General features: G+C 37.7%; 12 protein-coding genes. 4 read left to right on the top strand and 8 right to left on the bottom strand.

Translation table 11 applies throughout. The features are described 5' to 3' along the window. Window positions 1–86 precede the first annotated feature (86 nt). Window positions 87–3,212, bottom strand: coding sequence for a WD40/YVTN/BNR-like repeat-containing protein (locus tag E1140_RS18715; protein ID WP_221412726.1), 3,126 nt, complete (start codon window positions 3,210–3,212; stop codon window positions 87–89). A gap of 134 nt (window positions 3,213–3,346) precedes the next feature. Here E1140_RS18715 and E1140_RS18710 point away from each other — a divergent pair, with 134 nt between their 5' ends. From E1140_RS18710 to E1140_RS18695, 4 genes are all read left to right on the top strand, one after another. Then, window positions 3,347–5,032, top strand: coding sequence for a DUF885 family protein (locus E1140_RS18710; RefSeq protein WP_155187709.1), 1,686 nt, complete (start codon window positions 3,347–3,349; stop codon window positions 5,030–5,032). Window positions 5,033–5,118: 86 nt separating this feature from the next. Further along, entirely contained in the window at window positions 5,119–5,817 is a 699-nt protein-coding gene (locus E1140_RS18705; RefSeq protein ID WP_221412725.1) for a hypothetical protein, read from the top strand. Window positions 5,818–5,939: 122 nt separating this feature from the next. After that, window positions 5,940–7,130: a hypothetical protein gene (locus E1140_RS18700; protein ID WP_155187706.1), complete on the top strand. Its 1,191-nt coding sequence runs from the start codon at window positions 5,940–5,942 to the stop codon at window positions 7,128–7,130. 116 nt (window positions 7,131–7,246) lie between these two features. Continuing rightward, complete coding sequence (locus E1140_RS18695) at window positions 7,247–8,548, top strand: pyridoxal phosphate-dependent aminotransferase (RefSeq protein WP_155187703.1); 1,302 nt, start codon at window positions 7,247–7,249, stop codon at window positions 8,546–8,548. 105 nt (window positions 8,549–8,653) lie between these two features. Here E1140_RS18695 and E1140_RS18690 read toward each other — a convergent pair whose 3' ends face one another. The 7 genes from E1140_RS18690 to E1140_RS21580 form a co-directional block, all read right to left on the bottom strand. Then, window positions 8,654–9,616 (bottom strand): glycosyltransferase family 2 protein, encoded by a 963-nt coding sequence (locus E1140_RS18690; RefSeq protein ID WP_155187700.1) that lies wholly within the window; start codon window positions 9,614–9,616, stop codon window positions 8,654–8,656. Then, window positions 9,616–10,581: a glycosyltransferase family 2 protein gene (locus E1140_RS18685; RefSeq protein WP_155187697.1), complete on the bottom strand. Its 966-nt coding sequence runs from the start codon at window positions 10,579–10,581 to the stop codon at window positions 9,616–9,618. The genes E1140_RS18690 and E1140_RS18685 overlap by 1 nt, the downstream gene beginning before the upstream one ends. 2 nt (window positions 10,582–10,583) lie before the next feature. Further along, window positions 10,584–11,111, bottom strand: coding sequence for a DUF4199 domain-containing protein (locus E1140_RS18680; protein ID WP_155187694.1), 528 nt, complete (start codon window positions 11,109–11,111; stop codon window positions 10,584–10,586). A gap of 139 nt (window positions 11,112–11,250) precedes the next feature. Then, the gene (locus E1140_RS18675; RefSeq protein WP_155187691.1) at window positions 11,251–11,805 is read right to left on the bottom strand and encodes a DUF4199 domain-containing protein; all 555 of its coding nucleotides are present in this window, start codon (window positions 11,803–11,805) and stop codon (window positions 11,251–11,253) included. Next, window positions 11,798–13,066, bottom strand: coding sequence for a dihydroorotase (locus tag E1140_RS18670; protein WP_155187687.1), 1,269 nt, complete (start codon window positions 13,064–13,066; stop codon window positions 11,798–11,800). Before E1140_RS18670 ends, E1140_RS18675 begins: the two co-directional genes overlap by 8 nt. Window positions 13,067–13,078: 12 nt before the next feature. After that, complete coding sequence (locus E1140_RS18665; protein WP_155187684.1) at window positions 13,079–15,067, bottom strand: BatA domain-containing protein; 1,989 nt, start codon at window positions 15,065–15,067, stop codon at window positions 13,079–13,081. Window positions 15,068–15,232: 165 nt separating this feature from the next. Further along, window positions 15,233–16,124: hypothetical protein (locus E1140_RS21580; RefSeq protein ID WP_221412724.1), on the bottom strand; the 892-nt coding region annotated here is incomplete at its 5' end.

Below are 16,124 nucleotides of genomic sequence, written 5' to 3'. Positions count from 1 at the left end.
TTGTAAAGTAGAATTGAGATACCGGATAAATAAAGGTTTTAATAATATAAACCTTTATTTTCCGGCATGACATTCATTTTTTAGGACTACTCAAGCTTTTTAAATCCTAGATCCAAGGCGTTGTATGCATCTGCGAAAGGTTTCCACTCTTTATTCATGAATTCATTAACCTGATCAGAAAATTCATTTACAAGTCCTCTGGCTTCTTCAATAAGCTGAAGTTCTTGTTCTGACGGTACTCTAACTCTTGACATAGCCACCATCAAGGCATCATTAACCTTACTATGTGGCGTAGTTTCAGAAGACTGCCACGCTCCTACCTGTCGCTTAGGTCTTGGTGTTTGTCCTTTAGCTCTCAAAGTCTCTAACTTTTCTTTCATTTCCTTCAACTGAGTAATTGAGGAATCATTCTCTAGCTTTCCAGCATCAGTTAGCTCCCTAATTATTTTATCAATTGACTTCATTTTCTCATCAATAGACAACAGCGCTTTTGATAATTTCTCAACCTCGACATCAATGGCCTTTTGATATGCATACAACTTCTGATCTACTTCAGGATTCAGATCAAATCTTGGGTCAGAGATCACCTTAACTGTAGTTTCAGTCTCGGCCTCCTCATAACTCAATACAATTTTATAATCGCCCGGCAAAACTGGTATACCCCTAGACTCTTCATGTATCCAGGCGTCAGGCAAATTGGAAGACTGCTCATCCAATTTCCAAATCAGATAGTTTAGTCCTTCTTCCTTAGGTTTGGCTTTTACAGTATTCATTAATTCCTCCTTACCATTATAAATTTTGGCAGTCATAAAAGCAGATGTATCACCTAGCGTTTGTATAAAATATGGAATCTCAGTCTTCTGGAATACTCTATTTTCTCCTTCAAAGGTGGTATGGAAGCCCGTCCAGATATTCCCTGGAGGAGCTATGAATAATCCTTTCACTTGAACAGCATCATTCATTGGCAATGCGGTAATTTCTGGATTTAGTCTATTGGCTGCAATTTCTCTAAGTGAAAGGAGGTCATCCAGCACCCATATAGCTCGTCCAAACGTTCCGATGATTAATGCCGATTCTCTTTCCTGAATGGTCATATCCATAGTAGACACTGATGGAAACCCATTTTTCATTTGTTCCCAGGTATCGCCTTCATCAATGCTTACCCAAAGGCCATTTTCTGTTCCCAGAAAAACCAACCTTGGTTCCTTAACATCCTGCATCACTGACAAGGCATAACCTTTGACCTTTGTCTCATCGGCCAGTCGTTTCCATGATTTTCCGTAATCCTCAGTCTTAAATAAAAATGGCCTGTAATCTCCTTTTCTATAGTTATTCACAACCATCCATGCAGTACCTGCATCATATCTTGAGGCTTTAATCTGTGCTATCCATGCTTCATTAGGTAGTCCTTTTACCTGCTTTGTCAAATTCTTCCAGGTCTTGCCTCCATTTCTCGTTAGTTGAACCTGTCCATCATCAGTTCCTGCCCATATCACATCCTTATCTAGCGGACTAGCGGCAATAGTTAAAATGCTATTGTAATTCTCCGCTCCAGAGATATCTAAGGTTAACCCACCATAATCACCTTTCTGATGCTCAGGGTTATTGGTTGATAAATCAGGTGAAATAATTTCCCAAGTTGATCCCTTATCTGATGACTTATGAACGAATTGAGATCCATAATAAACCCCATTCTTCTCAAAATGATCTTTCTCAAAAGCAGCATTCCAGTTAAATCTTAATGTAGTATTTTTATCAGGCGCATGCGGTTTTATACTACTGTAATATCCTGTGAGTTTGTCATATCGGTATAGATCGCCATTCTGAGAGGTACCATAGCCAAATCGACTGTTATCTAAGTCTGGCGAAATGTAAAAACCATCGCCACCAACTAAATATTGCCAATAAAGGGTTCTTATTCCTCCACGTTTCCAGGTGTATCCCGGACCTGACCAATTGCCGTTATCCTGCATGCCACCGTAGACATTGTAAGGCATATCATTATCTACATTAATATGATAAAATTGCGCCACTGGAATGGTCTCAGGAAAATACCAACTCTTACCATGATCATTAGTAATGCCTATTCCCCCATCACCTCCAATAATGAAATTCTCAGGATCGTTAGGGTTCATCCAAAAGGCATGAAAATCTGCATGGATACCTTTAGTTTCATCAGCAGGAATCATAGGCGTGGGATCAAATGACTTACCACCATCATAGCTCACACTCAACGGCTGATAGATATTATATAGTCTATCAGGATTTTTTGAATCAACGGCCAGCTCTTGAAAGTAAAAAGGTCTGTTGTTAGTAAATTTCGGATTGTCATTAATCATTTTCCAGGTTTCGCCACCATCATCACTGCGATATAATGCATTCTTTTTGGCTTCTACTTTGGCATAAATTCTTTTTGGATCACTTGGGGCAATGGCCAGACCAATTCTTCCTAATTCTCCTTCTGGTAATCCATTTTCATTATTTAGTTGTTTCCATGTTTTACCTGCATCCATAGTTACATACAATCCAGAGCCTGAGCCTCCTGATGTAAAATAATAAGGTGTGCGCCTGTGCTCGTACATGGCAGCAAACATCTTATTCGGATTTTTAGGATCCATCACCATGTCTGCTATGCCTGATTGATTATTTGTAAATAGAATCTTATCCCATGTTCGTCCGCCATCAGTGGTTTTATATAGACCCCTGTCCTCATTAGGTGTAAAAGGATCACCTAGCGCACCTACATAAACTACATCAGAATTTTGCGGATCAACTATTATCCTGTGAATAGTTTTCGTCTTCTCTAACCCCATGTGCTTCCAAGTTTTTCCACCATCAAGACTTTTAAAAATACCCATACCCAAATTCATAGAGTTGCGTGGGTTTCCCTCCCCTGTTCCTACCCACATCACATCGGGGTTATTTTGTTGAATGGCAATTGCCCCAATATTTTGTGTAGGCTGATCATCAAAAACTGGCTTCCAGGCTGTGCCTCCATTCTCTGACTTCCAAACGCCTCCAGAAGCAGCACCTACATAGATCAACTTTGGGTTAGAAGTTAGTGCATCAATAGCGGTAATTCGTCCACTCATATTGGCAGGACCAACATTTCTGATTTTTAAGTTTTTTATTAATGACATATCCAGCTTTTGGCCAAAGCATAGTGTCATTGATATTAATAAGAATGAAGCCAGAGTAAGTTTCTTGATCATAAGGTTTACTGATTGAGAACAGAAAGGTACAACATAGCATATGAAATTGTCATGTCTAAAATGTATGAACGGTTGTAGAATTGTAAGAATAATTGACCAAATTGGGTTACAGTTTTCAAATCAAATATTTTAACATGCTACGAAACTCCGCTCTTCTTTTAGTAATTCTATCAATAACTATTTTAGGTTGTCAACCACAATCAGAAAAACCTAAAGAAGCAACTATCGCTTACAACTCTGACAGTTATGATGACCTAGTGTCTCTTTTCAAAGAGTGGCGGGAATTTGAAAAACCTCCCATAAAAGATGGTGCTCCTGATTACACTAAAGCAACTTTTGAAAAGAGATGGTCCGAGTTCAAAGCGTTGCAATCTAAATTAAATGGAATAGACAAATCTGGTTGGCCAACAAACCAGCAGGTGGACTGGTACATAGTGTGGGCAGAAATGAATGGTTATGATTTCAATCACAATATTTTGAAACCATGGGAACGCGACCCTGCTTATTATAAAACTGTATGGATGGAAAGAAGTGATGTGCCTGCTCACGAGGGACCAACCCATCACATGACTACTGAAGTCTGGACCTATGACTTTCCTTTGAGCGGAGACCAAAGAGACAAATTTATTGCAGACATTAAAGTAATTGAACCTCTTAACGAACAGGCAAAATCTAACCTTACCGGAAATGCCAAAGAGTTATGGATAGCCGGTATTAGGGATATAAAAACCCAAAGTGAAGATCTTAAAAACATACTAACCTTTGAAGGGATAAAGACGGATACTGAACTGGTATCTGCAATAGAAAATGCTATTGAGTCAACTGATCAATTGGCTGAATGGCTTACTGACCAATCCTCTTCAAAAACAGGTCCCTCAGGTATAGGCAAAGACAACTACACCTGGTATTTACAAAATGTCCATCTGGTGCCCTTGACCTGGGAAGACGAAGTGATGATCTTAAAAAATGAATTGGCAGGTGCCTGGACTTCTTTGAAGCTGGAAGAGCACAATAACAGAAACCTACCAGAGCTAGATGACGCCAGTTCAGAAGAAGAGTATGCTGCAATGGCAGAAGCCTCAGCTACCAGTTTGATGACGTTTTTAAAAGATCAGGATATTGTTACTGTTAAAGATTACTGGGAGCCTGCTTTAAGAGAACATTTAGGGCGCTACGTGCCAAAAGAAACAAGAAACTTCTTTTGGATAACTGCACACCTTGATCAGCGACCACTTTATTCACATTTTTATCATTGGTTTGAGCTGGCAAGAATGGATAACGAACCGCACAAAAGTGTAATAAGAAGGGAGCCTTTGTTGTATAATATCTTTGACTCAAGAAATGAAGGTACTGCTACTGCCGTTGAAGAAATGTTTATGGAAGCGGGACTTTATAATGACAGCCCTAGATCAAGGGAGATTGTCTATATCATGATTGCACAACGCGCTGCACGAGGGTTAGGCTCTTTGTATGCACATGCCAACGAAATGACTATGGAAGAAGCAGGAGGTATTCACTCTGATTTTACGCCAAGAGGTTGGATGAAAACAGAAAAGGAATTGCTTTTATTTGAGCAGCATCTTTACATGCGCCAGCCAGGATATGGCAGCAGTTACATTACTGGAAAGTACTTATTGAAAGATGCCATGCAGGACTATGCTAAACTCAAAGAATCTAAGGGTGAAGAATTCAAAGTGAAGGAATTCTTTGATCAGCTAAACGGCATTGGAAACATTCCAATATCATTGGGGCATTTAGAAATGACAGGAGAAAACAACGAGCTTTTGGATATAATAAATGAGCAAAACCCAATTCCTTAATAAACCCTAAAATCTTGTAACTTTATTAGGTGAACAGGCGAGCATTTACCGAGAAATCATTGAAGGCCTTAATGTCCTATGGCCTCATGAGCTCCCTATTTCAAACTCATGCTATTGGCAAACACATTCTTCCAATCACAAAACATTGGGCGATTGAGCTCAATGATTATTGCAATGATCTAAGAAAATCAGCCATATCTGTTACTGAATGGCAAAGTCAAATCGAGTCATTATTTGATAGCATACCGCTTGATGATCTTTTGAAATTCATTGATTTTGAGCAGCTGGTAAAAAGCTTTGATTATCCTGACCTTGGGGTGAACACCAGAAAAGTAACCTTTCCAAAACTGGATGGGCTACCAGAAAGAACTGCTTTTGTAAAAAAAATTTTTGGGATGAAAAAGGATAGAGCCATCATCCCACATGGACATGCCAACATGTCCTCTGCTCACCTTGTCCTTAAAGGCGAAATGCGCCTCAGGCATTATGACAACCTGGGTGTTGAGGATTATAGTATGCTAATCAAACCTACCATAGACAAGACTATTGGCATTGGGGAATCTTCTTCTATTTCTGATGAAAAAGATAATGTGCATTGGTTTATTGCTGAAAGTGAAACGGCCTTTACTTTTGATATCATCATACTCGATCTTGATGACAAACCCTATAACATCTATAATCTGGACATTTATGCCAAAGAAAATCAGCATGACGGCAACTTCAGAGTACCCATTTTAGATGTTGATACTGCCTTGAAAAAGTACGGCAAAGAAAGTCATCACTAATAAATTGAGACTGTTAAGGATATAAAACCATACTTTTCTCTTCTATTTTATGTCTTATCTTACATAGACTAGTATAATTCCAATCTTATTATTCCCTTTGCGCCTTCAAATTTTTTACCACTATGAATAAGTACATTTTTACTTTACTTTTTTTAATACCTACATGGTATTCGTATGCACAGCAAGACTTCGAGGATGGTCTTGTTATTACAAATGAGGGAGATACAATTCCAGCCAAAATAGAAAATAATGATTGGAAGAAGAACCCTCAAAACATTAATTATCAAACATCAGAGGGAACTGCTGCAAGCTATTCGCCTACTGAAATTAAGGGCTTCTTCATTGAATCAAGCCAAGAATGGTATCAAAGTGCTATTATGGAACTTGATAAAAGTTCGCTGAAAGATGGTGATGTAGTAAATGGGAGACATCAAACCGGAGTTCAACTGGATACAGTTTTCCTTAGACTTCTTATTAAAGGTAAACTAAGCTTATATACTATTACAGACGAAAATTCTAGAGAACATTTCGTAATAGATGGAGGAAAAGGGCTAGAAGAACTAAGAATAGGTAAAAAGAAAGTTACTGAGGAATATCAAGGTGTTACTGTAAAAGAAGGAGTTGTTAATTTGGACTATTGGAAACCACAACTTGATGCAGCCATTGCAGATTGCCCTTCAGTTACTTACAAACACAGGATAGCACGCTACGAAGAAAAAACCTTTGTAAAACTGATTACAGCTTATAACAACTGTGGAGGACAAAATAAGTCTACTTACGTCAAACCAACAGAAAAGGCAATATTAAATTTGGCATTGAGCGCTGGAGCGATAAATACAAAAATGAGCCTTGAAGGCAATGATTATGGAAAAGTAAATACAAATCCAGATGCTGTAATAACACCATATTTAGGCCTTTCATTTGATGTTCTTCTACCTAGAAGCAATCGTTCATGGTCTATTAGTAATGATTTGCTTTACAGAAGTTATAACATTGATGACTTTTTCAAGGTCAGTCAAATAAAATTAATAACAACTTTGAGATATAGGTTCCCTTCAAAAAGTAATTCCAGATTCTTTATTGGAGCAGGTTTAAATAATGGAGTTGCTGTCAAAAGGGAAATTGACGGTGAGAAAGCAAATGAATTCATGAGAGGTCATGAACAGGGTTTGCTTTTTGAGCTTGGACTTCAATCCAAAAAGTTGGGATACATTTTTAGATATGAGTCAACCAATGGGTTTTCTCCTTATTTAGAAACAAACACCGTATTCAAAAATCTACACTTTGGCTTAACCTATCTGTTAAACCACTAAAAAGAAGATGCTCCATGTTAATTCGCATGGAGCATCTTAGTTTCATTTAATATTTCTATTCTTTTATATTTTTTGACGCAATAACTTATTAGCTTCAACGCTTTAAATTTTGCAGTATGCGTCAAAATCTATTGCGTCAGGGGGCAGATGAGCTCAGTTATGAAATTAGAGGAATAGTCAAAAAGGCCGAACAGCTTCAAGCTTTAGGTTATACTATCCATTGGGAGAATATTGGTGATCCGATTCAGAAGAACAGAAAACTTCCTGAATGGATGAAAGAAACCATCATTGAGCTATTGAGAGATGACAAGACTTATGGCTATAGTCACTCAAAAGGCTTGATTGAGACAAGGCAATTTCTTGCTGAGAAAAATAACGAGCTCAAAGGCACTCAAATTGGTGTTGATGATATTACATTCTTTAATGGGCTTGGAGATGCTATTGCTAAGATTTATCAGTTTTTAACGCCTAGTGCCAGGGTAATTGGACCGTCTCCTGCTTATTCTACGCACTCTTCAGCAGAAGCCGCTCATGCCAATGCACATCCAGTCACCTATAATCTCGATCCTGAGAATTCCTGGTATCCAGATTTGGATGATTTGTACATGAAAGTTAAGTACAATACAAGTATTGTTGGTATCCTGGTTATAAATCCAGATAACCCAACAGGTATGGTCTATCCTAGACATATTTTGGAGCGCATTGTTGCCATTGCTAAGGAGTTCGATCTATTTCTCATTTTTGATGAAATCTACCAAAACATAGTGTATAATAATGCTAGTACAGCTTCAATGGCTGAAGTTATAGGTGATGTGCCAGGCATTTCATTGAAAGGAATTTCAAAAGAATTTCCATGGCCAGGATCACGTTGCGGGTGGGCAGAATATTATAATAGAACATCAGATTCAGATTTCAATAAGCTTTGCAGCACCATTGACAATGCTAAAATGATAGAAGTTAGTTCTACCACTTTACCCCAACGTGCAATACCTAAAGTAATGAGTGATCCTCGCTACACTGAATTTTTGAAGGAAACCAATGAGCAAATTGGTCAGCGCAGTAAGTACTTGACAGAGATGTTTGCTGATGTTGAAGGCATTCAATTCAACCTTACCAATGGGGCTTTTTATAATACCATCATTTTCAAGAAAAATGTACTTCATAAAGACCAAAGCATGGTGATTGAAGATGAGAAGGTAAAAAGCTTACTTGATAATTGGCTAGCTGACGATATGCCTTTTGATAAGAGGTTTGTTTATTACCTTTTAGCTGCTAAACAGGTATGTGTGGTACCTATTTCAGCCTTTGCTTCAGACCTTCTTGGATTTAGAATGACATTGCTTGAAGCCGATGAGCAGGAACAAATAGAGACTTATAAAAGAATCAAAGATGGTTTAATAGAATATTTGAATTCGTAAGTTACAGTACCCTCCCCGGATCTATTCCGGAGCCTCCTGCGAAGAGCTAGAACATTAAAAAGAGATGCCGGAACATGTCCGGCAAGGGATTTAAAAATTACAACATCACCCCTTCAATAGCTTTCTCCAGCCTTCAGTGAGAAATCCAATGCCGTAGGCATAGAGTTGAGTAAAGGATGTAGCCATACTTATTATCGCGACCTTGAGGCTTTTATTTTTGGCCAATGAACTTGAAAAGTTGACTGCTAAAAACAAAAGATAAACTCCTAATCCCATTGCAGCTAATGGCCAAAAAATAAAGTACAGCAAAGGCAGGCTCAAAAAACCAAGTGTAAATAAAGCTGGAAACCAGTGAAGCAGTTTCACTTCTTCCGGGTAAAATCTACCCACATTAATTCTAGCTCTACCAAAGAAGTGAAGCTGCTTATAAAATTGAGAAAGGCTTGTTCTGCGTTTATGATAAACAAAAGCATCCTCAATTAAAGCCGTTTGATAGCCGGCTTTGATCATACGCATGCTAAACTCCAGATCCTCACCCATTCGGGTAATTTTGTAGCCTCCAACTTTGGCATAAACTTCTTTGGATATGCCCATATTGAAGCTTCTAGGATGGAAAGTGCCGTAATGCTTTTTATTGCCTCGAATGCCTCCGGTGGTAAATGGAGAAGTCATTGAATAGCTAATGGCCTTTTGCATTGGTGTAAAACTTTCATGGGCCTTATCAGGTCCTCCATATGCACCAACAGGATTATCATTCAAATAGTCTTCCACTGCCTGAAAATAATGCTTTGGTATAATACAATCTGAATCAAAGACAATAAAGTAGTCACCTTTGGCCTGATCAAATCCATAATTTCGACTAAAACCCTGGCCTGTGTTAGGCTTAAAGTAATAGGTTATTTTAAGCTGCTCCTGATATTTTGGAATAATATGATCACACTTATCTGAAGAGCCATCTTCTACAATAAGTACTTCAAAGTTTTTATAGGTTTGGTAGGTAAGACTTTCAAGAAGCTCATCAATTTCCTGAGGGCGATTGTAAACGGGGATGATTACAGAATAGAACATTAATCAAGGCCAATCTGCTCTGCCACTAAATAATCCTTTGATGAATTAGATTTCATCGCAAGCATTTCTGCTAAGAAGCCAGTCAGAAAAAGCTGAACACCAATTACCAAGGCGACCAACGCTAAAAAGAATAATGGTTGATCAACCACATCTCTGGCGGGAAGTTTATAATGTAAATTGTAAATTTTAACCCCTACCACCCAGCACGTAATGGCGAATCCTCCGAAAAAGGATAATGAGCCTAAAAGCCCAAAAAAGTGCATCGGCTTACGTTGAAACTTGCTTACAAACGTTATGGATAGCAAATCAAGAAAACCATTAACAAAGCGTTCCAAACCAAACTTTGTAGTACCGTACTTTCTTTCGTGGTGGTTAACCACCTGTTCACCAATTTTTGTAAAGCCATTCCACTTGGCTATTACAGGAATATAGCGATGCATCTCACCATAAACCTTAATATTTTTCACTACCTGTTCTTTATATGCCTTCAGTCCACAGTTAAAGTCATGTAGTTTAATACCAGATATTTTCCTTGTTACAAAATTGAAAAACTTTGAAGGTATGGTTTTAGAGATAGGATCATGGCGCTTCTTCTTCCAGCCACTGACCATATCAAAGCCGTCTTCTTTTATTTTTTTATACAGGGCAGGTATTTCATCAGGACTGTCCTGCAAGTCGGCATCCATGGTAATAACCACTTCTCCGCTAGCCTTTTTAAATCCTGTATTTAGGGCAGCAGACTTACCATAGTTCCTATTGAACTTTATGCCCTTGATATTATTATTGTTTTGTGATAAAGTATTGACAACCTCCCAGCTTTTATCCGTGCTGCCATCATCCACTAAAATCACTTCATAAGTAAAGCCGTGCGTTTGCATCACACGGCTTATCCAATCACATAATTCGGTGAGTGATTCTTCCTCATTAAAAAGTGGAACCACTACCGATATATTCTTTTTATGCATACTTAATATTCGAGCTCTGGATTGCTATTCTTTGTAATAGCACTTACGATCAAAGATAATATAAAGCCTGCTAATACCCCCATTACGATACCAAAAATGAATGTTACTTCAGCATTCATAAAGCCTTCTGAAAAACCCATCGCTGTTTCTATTTCGCTGTCGCTCATACCATTTTCCTGCATTTGGGTTATCTGAATATCCTTTACTGTATCGAAATAGGTAGTATCAATGAACTTGATATAAACATAGGCAAACACTGAGGATACCAATGATGAGATCAATGATGTTAATGTTCCTAATCCAAGACCCTGACCATATGACATATAACCGTCCCCATTATCTTTGAACTCTTTATGACCCAAGTAAATAATAATGATGCTTGGGATAAGGCCAATCCAATTAATTCCAGATACTGCCTGTAAATTTCCTAAGGTGATAATCAGAAAAAATGCTACTGAGATTAATCCTAGAATTAGACCCCATTTCATGGCCACAGATTTGACGGTGGGTGCTTCTAAATTTTCTTCCATTGTTTTTGTGTTTTAGGTTGTTGTTTGAATTTGTACACTAAATGTATTAGTTCAAATTAACCTTTCAAAATTACATGACATGCAAGGTTTTTTATGGCGCTGAATGGCTATTTGGATAAATAAAGGTTTTTGTAAGCTTCTAGCTGGTAAATCTACTCTCGGACCTACGAAGAATTACAGCCATTATTATGGTTATAAAAAAACCTAAAAGACAGCTCTTTATAAAGTAATCTATGCCTAGAACATAGGTGGGAGACGCTTTGAGCATTTGCTTCTGATTTTCAAACTCTTCTTCACTAATGGTTATTTTTCCCTGTCCAACAAGTTGCTCCTTGTCAAGCTCAAGACCTCGAAGTGTGCCTTCAATATAAGAATTATGAAAATCTGGGACGACACTAGAAAATGATATAACAAAAATAGCAACCACCAAACCGATGATCACATAAATACCAATGCCAATGACCATTCCCTGCCAAAACTGAAGAATCTTATTATTGTAGTAGTCTTTGTATTCTTTAAGTGCGAAGAAGATAAATAAGCCGAATAGCAAAATCCTGTAATCAAAGAAAATAGGAATAAGCAAAGGGTGTTTGCCCATAAAAAATAGTGCAATTATTAATACAATGGCCAATAAAGAACCAATGAGCCCATATTTTAGAGGCACACTATAAATAGGTTTTAGTTTGTTAAGCATTGTTTATCTGATATTGACCATTATTGAAAACTGCTACAGCCTGCCCTTTTAGCTTTTGATTCCAATAAGGAGAATTTACCGATTTTGATTTGTTCGATTTACCATTTAATGTCCATTCAGCATTTGGGTCAAAAACTGTTAAGTCCGCTGATTTTCCCTCTTCAATGGTTCCTGATTCTAACTTTAATAGGCTCCTTGGTGCTGATGTTACTTTCTCAATAAGTAATTCCATTTCAACTTTTTCTGAGAGCCTAGCTATATCTGTAGCAACTGTTTGCAGGCCGTTAATACCGAAATCGGCAAGATCATATTCTAATTTCTTACACTCTTCATCATGAGGAATGTGAGAGCTCACAATTGCATCTATGGTACCATCTTGCAAGCCTTTTGTAATTGCTTTATTGTCAGCGGCTGTTCTAAATGGAGGATTTACTTTATAAGCAGGGTCAAAATCATGCAAAGCACTATCGTCAAAAGATGTTTGATAAGAGGCAATGTCACAAGTAACATTTAAGCCTTTCTTTTTAGCATTCTTAATCAGACTCAGCGCATGCGGTGTGGATATGTTAGTCATATGAAGTCGGCCCCCGGCATAAGCCAGAATATCCAAATTTCTTTGGACTATGATATCTTCAGCAAGGTTAGGCATTCCTTTCATTCCCAGCATAGTACTGTTTATTCCTTCGTTCATCACTCCGAACATGTTCAGATGAATATCTTCAGGTCTATCAATCAATAAGCCATCAAACTTCTGTAGGTACTGTAAAGTCTTTAATAAAATATCTGAATGCCAAATAGGTTTTAATCCATCAGAGAATGCTATTGCTCCCGCCTCATGAAGATCAATCATTTCTGTAAGATCTTCGCCTTTGGCATCAAGTGTTACAGCAGCAATTGGATGTAGTTGTGTTAGTGCCTTTTGATTTCCGGCCCGCACATAGGCTACATCATTCTTAGATTGTGTTACTGGTTTTGTATTAGGTAGTACTGCAACATGGGTAAAACCACCTGCCATTGCTGCTTCTCTTCCTGATTCTAAATCTTCCTTATGCTCAAACCCAGGATCTGCCAGCCAAGCTCGCATGTCAACCCAACCTTGAGATAAAATTCTTCCTTTACCATCTAGTACCTCATTGGCCTTGGTATCTATCTTACCAATTTCTTTGATCTTACCATTCTCAATTAATACATCTTTAGTCTTACCATGATGGCTCGACTCTTTATCAAGAATTTTAATCGATTTGATTAAGATTTTTGTCATAATATCTTCGAGTTAGGGAAAAAACCTGATTAATAAAACCTCAATTAACAAAAATAACAAAGCCAGCATTATCGCATATTTCCACAAAGGCTGACCTATATATTTGCTTTCCACTGCCTTAGAGAAGCTCGCTTCATCTGCGGCACTAATAACTTCATACTTACCTTGAAAATACTGGTTCAAATCATCCACAGCAGTTTGTCTCAAATCTGATTCTTTTGGTGAATTATTAAAAGCCAGGGTTGTTACTATCTCATCTGAGATTTTCACATCATAATACCCTGCCTCTAATTCATTTTTGGGTATCTCAAGTAATACTGACTTATTATTTAATCTTTGAGAAGGAATAAATTCGCCCTGCTCGCTTGACAGTTTAAAAACATTATCAGATAGCAATGAGTCCGTTTGTATGTTGACATAGTCATCATCAACACTGTAATATAGTCTACCTATATCTTTACTACTTGATACTGCCATGCGATAAACTATCGGTAAAAAGAGCGCATGATTTTGCAAGGTATTGAACTCATTAGTCAATGGAGAGGCCAATATATATATGCTCTGGTTTACCTTGGTTAAATAGGTCTGGCCATTAGCAAAATTCAAAAGGGCATTTCTATCACTGCCCAAATTCAATAAAGGATTGGCTTTAGGCATTACTACTCGCTGGTTTCGCTCTTCAAAAATGTTAGCAAAGAATGGATTATCAAAATCGGGAGTAGTGAGAGACATCTCATTGCGATCTTCTGCAAGTTCGATAAACTGCAAACCACTGACGAGCTTATAAGAGTTGATATCAACATCTTCAGTTGGAACAATGAAAATCTGGCCACCTTCAAGCACTCTTCTGTTTAATGTTTCCGCCAATGGTCCATTAATAGATATTAGTCCATTAACTACAACTAAATCAGATTGCCTCACCAGATTGTAATCAAGATTATCAACACTCTGAGAGGTGAAATTAAATAACTTGTCATTTCCGAATACGCTCTGAACGTAACGCTCATGATTATTTTCATGAACTTCCAATACATTGATCTTCCTTGAATTGTTAAACACAAAATAGAAGTCGTTATCAAAAGTCACTGGAAAATCTTCAATGCTTATTCTTCCCTTGCTCCACTTATTACTGTTAAATGATAGGTCGAAAGTGATGGTTTCAAAATCGTTGGCTTTAATTCCTACGGTAGCTGTAGCCGCCTGCAAGTCATCAATAAATACTTTGATATTCATGTCATTTCTGTCAACCTCACCTTTGTTTGAAATAATGACATTTAACTTCAGCTGTTGATCTCCAATCAAAAATGGATTATCCAAATAGATGGAATCAATAAAGACATTGTTTACACTCGTAAACTGTAAAGGCACCAAATTTACTTCAGTAGTAGAATCCAGAATAGCCTGGTCTGTGCCTAATGTAGATGACTGAAAATCACTTAGCCAAAAAACATCAGGCTTGATTGTTTCAGTATCGAGGCTTACCCGATCATTTATTTCTTCAGTAGTTCTGGTAACCCCAGTCATCTGCTGCTCTGTAAGCAGCTCTGAAATTTCTGAGCCACTTTTATATGTATTTGATGCAGCTTCAAGATCGTTGGTGATGAGTTTATATTTTGTAGAGCTCGGATACAGTCCTATTAATTTATTGATAAAACCAATGGACAAGTCAAAAGCAGAGAGATTGTCATCTGCCTCATTGCTCATGCTATATGAGTTGTCAAGATAAATAGCCACCTGGTTAGAAACAAAACCATCCTTAGTTGAAGGAAAGTACGGTTGTGCAAAGGCCAGTACTAAAAAGAAGATGAACAGTAACCTTGAGAGTAAAATCAGATAATGCTTTATTCTCAACTTAGAGCTGCTTGCCTCTTTTACTTTCTTTAAAAACCTCGTATTTGAAAAGTAAACCTTTTTAGTTCTTCGGAAATTAAAAAGATGAACAATAATAGGAATGGATAGCGCTAAAAGACCGAAGAGGAGCTGAGGATACAAAAAATTCATTCGCCTGCAAAATTATAAAAAAGAACGAGCTAAAGGCAAGGAAGTTTTATAAGAGGAAAAAATGTTTTAAATAATGATATTAACAACATCTAAATAGACTGCAGTTTCATTTAAATAAAAAAGGTGCGGTATTAACCGCACCTTTACAATCAAGATGTTTTATGATTACTCGTTCTCAACACATAAATCCAGGGTAAGTATTCCAACTGGCGGTGATGGACCATATTTTGCAATAACATTACCTTTTTCGGTAGTAATAGAAAATGTAACTTCCGAATCCCAATCTCCCGAAATATACTCAAACTGAACGCTAGTTGCTCCATCAGGGACTGTTACATCTACATCATTTGCAGCGCCTTGAGCACTCGATATAGTATATTCTGTAGCAACTCCATCAACAATAACGGCTATTGCTCCGCCATTCCAACCATCACCATATGAATCTTGCATAGCTAGAGAAAATGTTTGTGAAGGGTCTGCCAATTCTTGGCCACACTCAACAATCCAGTTAATTAAGCAGTTGGAACCAGGAACACTTGTACACACATTTGGTGACCATGCTTCAAACACACGACCATCAGCACCAGTTAATGACCACGTTAAACTAAAGCTGTCACCGTCAATAAAGGGCTGAGATGTAGAATTTCTAGTTGGCTTGTCTGGGTTACTAAAAACAGAGATTGAATTTCCATCCACACCGTCATCATAATCATATGTTGCACTAGAAAAAGCAGCATATATATCATCTTGTGTTAAGCCGAAACTAATATTCTCCCTATTACCTGCAGGAGTAAGTGTTGCTACTAACTCACTACCATGGTTCGCTACTGCAGCATCACCATTTATGTTAATATAGGATTCGTTCCAGGTTACATAGAAGTCTACACTTGTAATTGTATTGGCCTGATCAACAGATATCCATTGCCAATCAAAAGCCAAATCAACAGACTTGTCACCGCGGATAAAGTTTAAAGCAGAACCACTAGAAAATTGACCAAAGGTATTCACTCCAGTTTCCCATGTAGGGTTATTGATCTCCAACAGATCTTCATCCTGA

The sequence above is a fragment of the Fulvivirga lutimaris genome (assembly GCF_009711525.1).
In the GTDB taxonomy this organism is placed as follows: Bacteria; Bacteroidota; Bacteroidia; order Cytophagales; family Cyclobacteriaceae; genus Fulvivirga; species Fulvivirga lutimaris.
The sequence above is the reverse complement of the archived record's forward strand: the minus strand, read 5'-3'. Positions and strand labels throughout refer to the sequence as shown.

Excerpts from the sequence above, each read along its gene's own strand:
- E1140_RS18685 (WP_155187697.1), bottom strand. The coding sequence starts at position 10,581 with ATGCATAAAAAGAATATATCGGTAGTGGTTCCACTTTTTAATGAGGAA.
- E1140_RS18695 (WP_155187703.1), top strand. The coding sequence starts at position 7,247 with ATGCGTCAAAATCTATTGCGTCAGGGGGCAGATGAGCTCAGTTATGAA.
- E1140_RS18700 (WP_155187706.1), top strand. The coding sequence starts at position 5,940 with ATGAATAAGTACATTTTTACTTTACTTTTTTTAATACCTACATGGTAT.
- E1140_RS18715 (WP_221412726.1), bottom strand. The coding sequence starts at position 3,212 with ATGATCAAGAAACTTACTCTGGCTTCATTCTTATTAATATCAATGACA.
- E1140_RS18675 (WP_155187691.1), bottom strand. The coding sequence starts at position 11,805 with ATGCTTAACAAACTAAAACCTATTTATAGTGTGCCTCTAAAATATGGG.
- E1140_RS18690 (WP_155187700.1), bottom strand. The coding sequence starts at position 9,616 with ATGTTCTATTCTGTAATCATCCCCGTTTACAATCGCCCTCAGGAAATT.
- E1140_RS18680 (WP_155187694.1), bottom strand. The coding sequence starts at position 11,111 with ATGGAAGAAAATTTAGAAGCACCCACCGTCAAATCTGTGGCCATGAAA.
- E1140_RS18665 (WP_155187684.1), bottom strand. The coding sequence starts at position 15,067 with ATGAATTTTTTGTATCCTCAGCTCCTCTTCGGTCTTTTAGCGCTATCC.
- E1140_RS18705 (WP_221412725.1), top strand. The coding sequence starts at position 5,119 with ATGAGCTCCCTATTTCAAACTCATGCTATTGGCAAACACATTCTTCCA.
- E1140_RS18710 (WP_155187709.1), top strand. The coding sequence starts at position 3,347 with ATGCTACGAAACTCCGCTCTTCTTTTAGTAATTCTATCAATAACTATT.
- E1140_RS18670 (WP_155187687.1), bottom strand. The coding sequence starts at position 13,066 with ATGACAAAAATCTTAATCAAATCGATTAAAATTCTTGATAAAGAGTCG.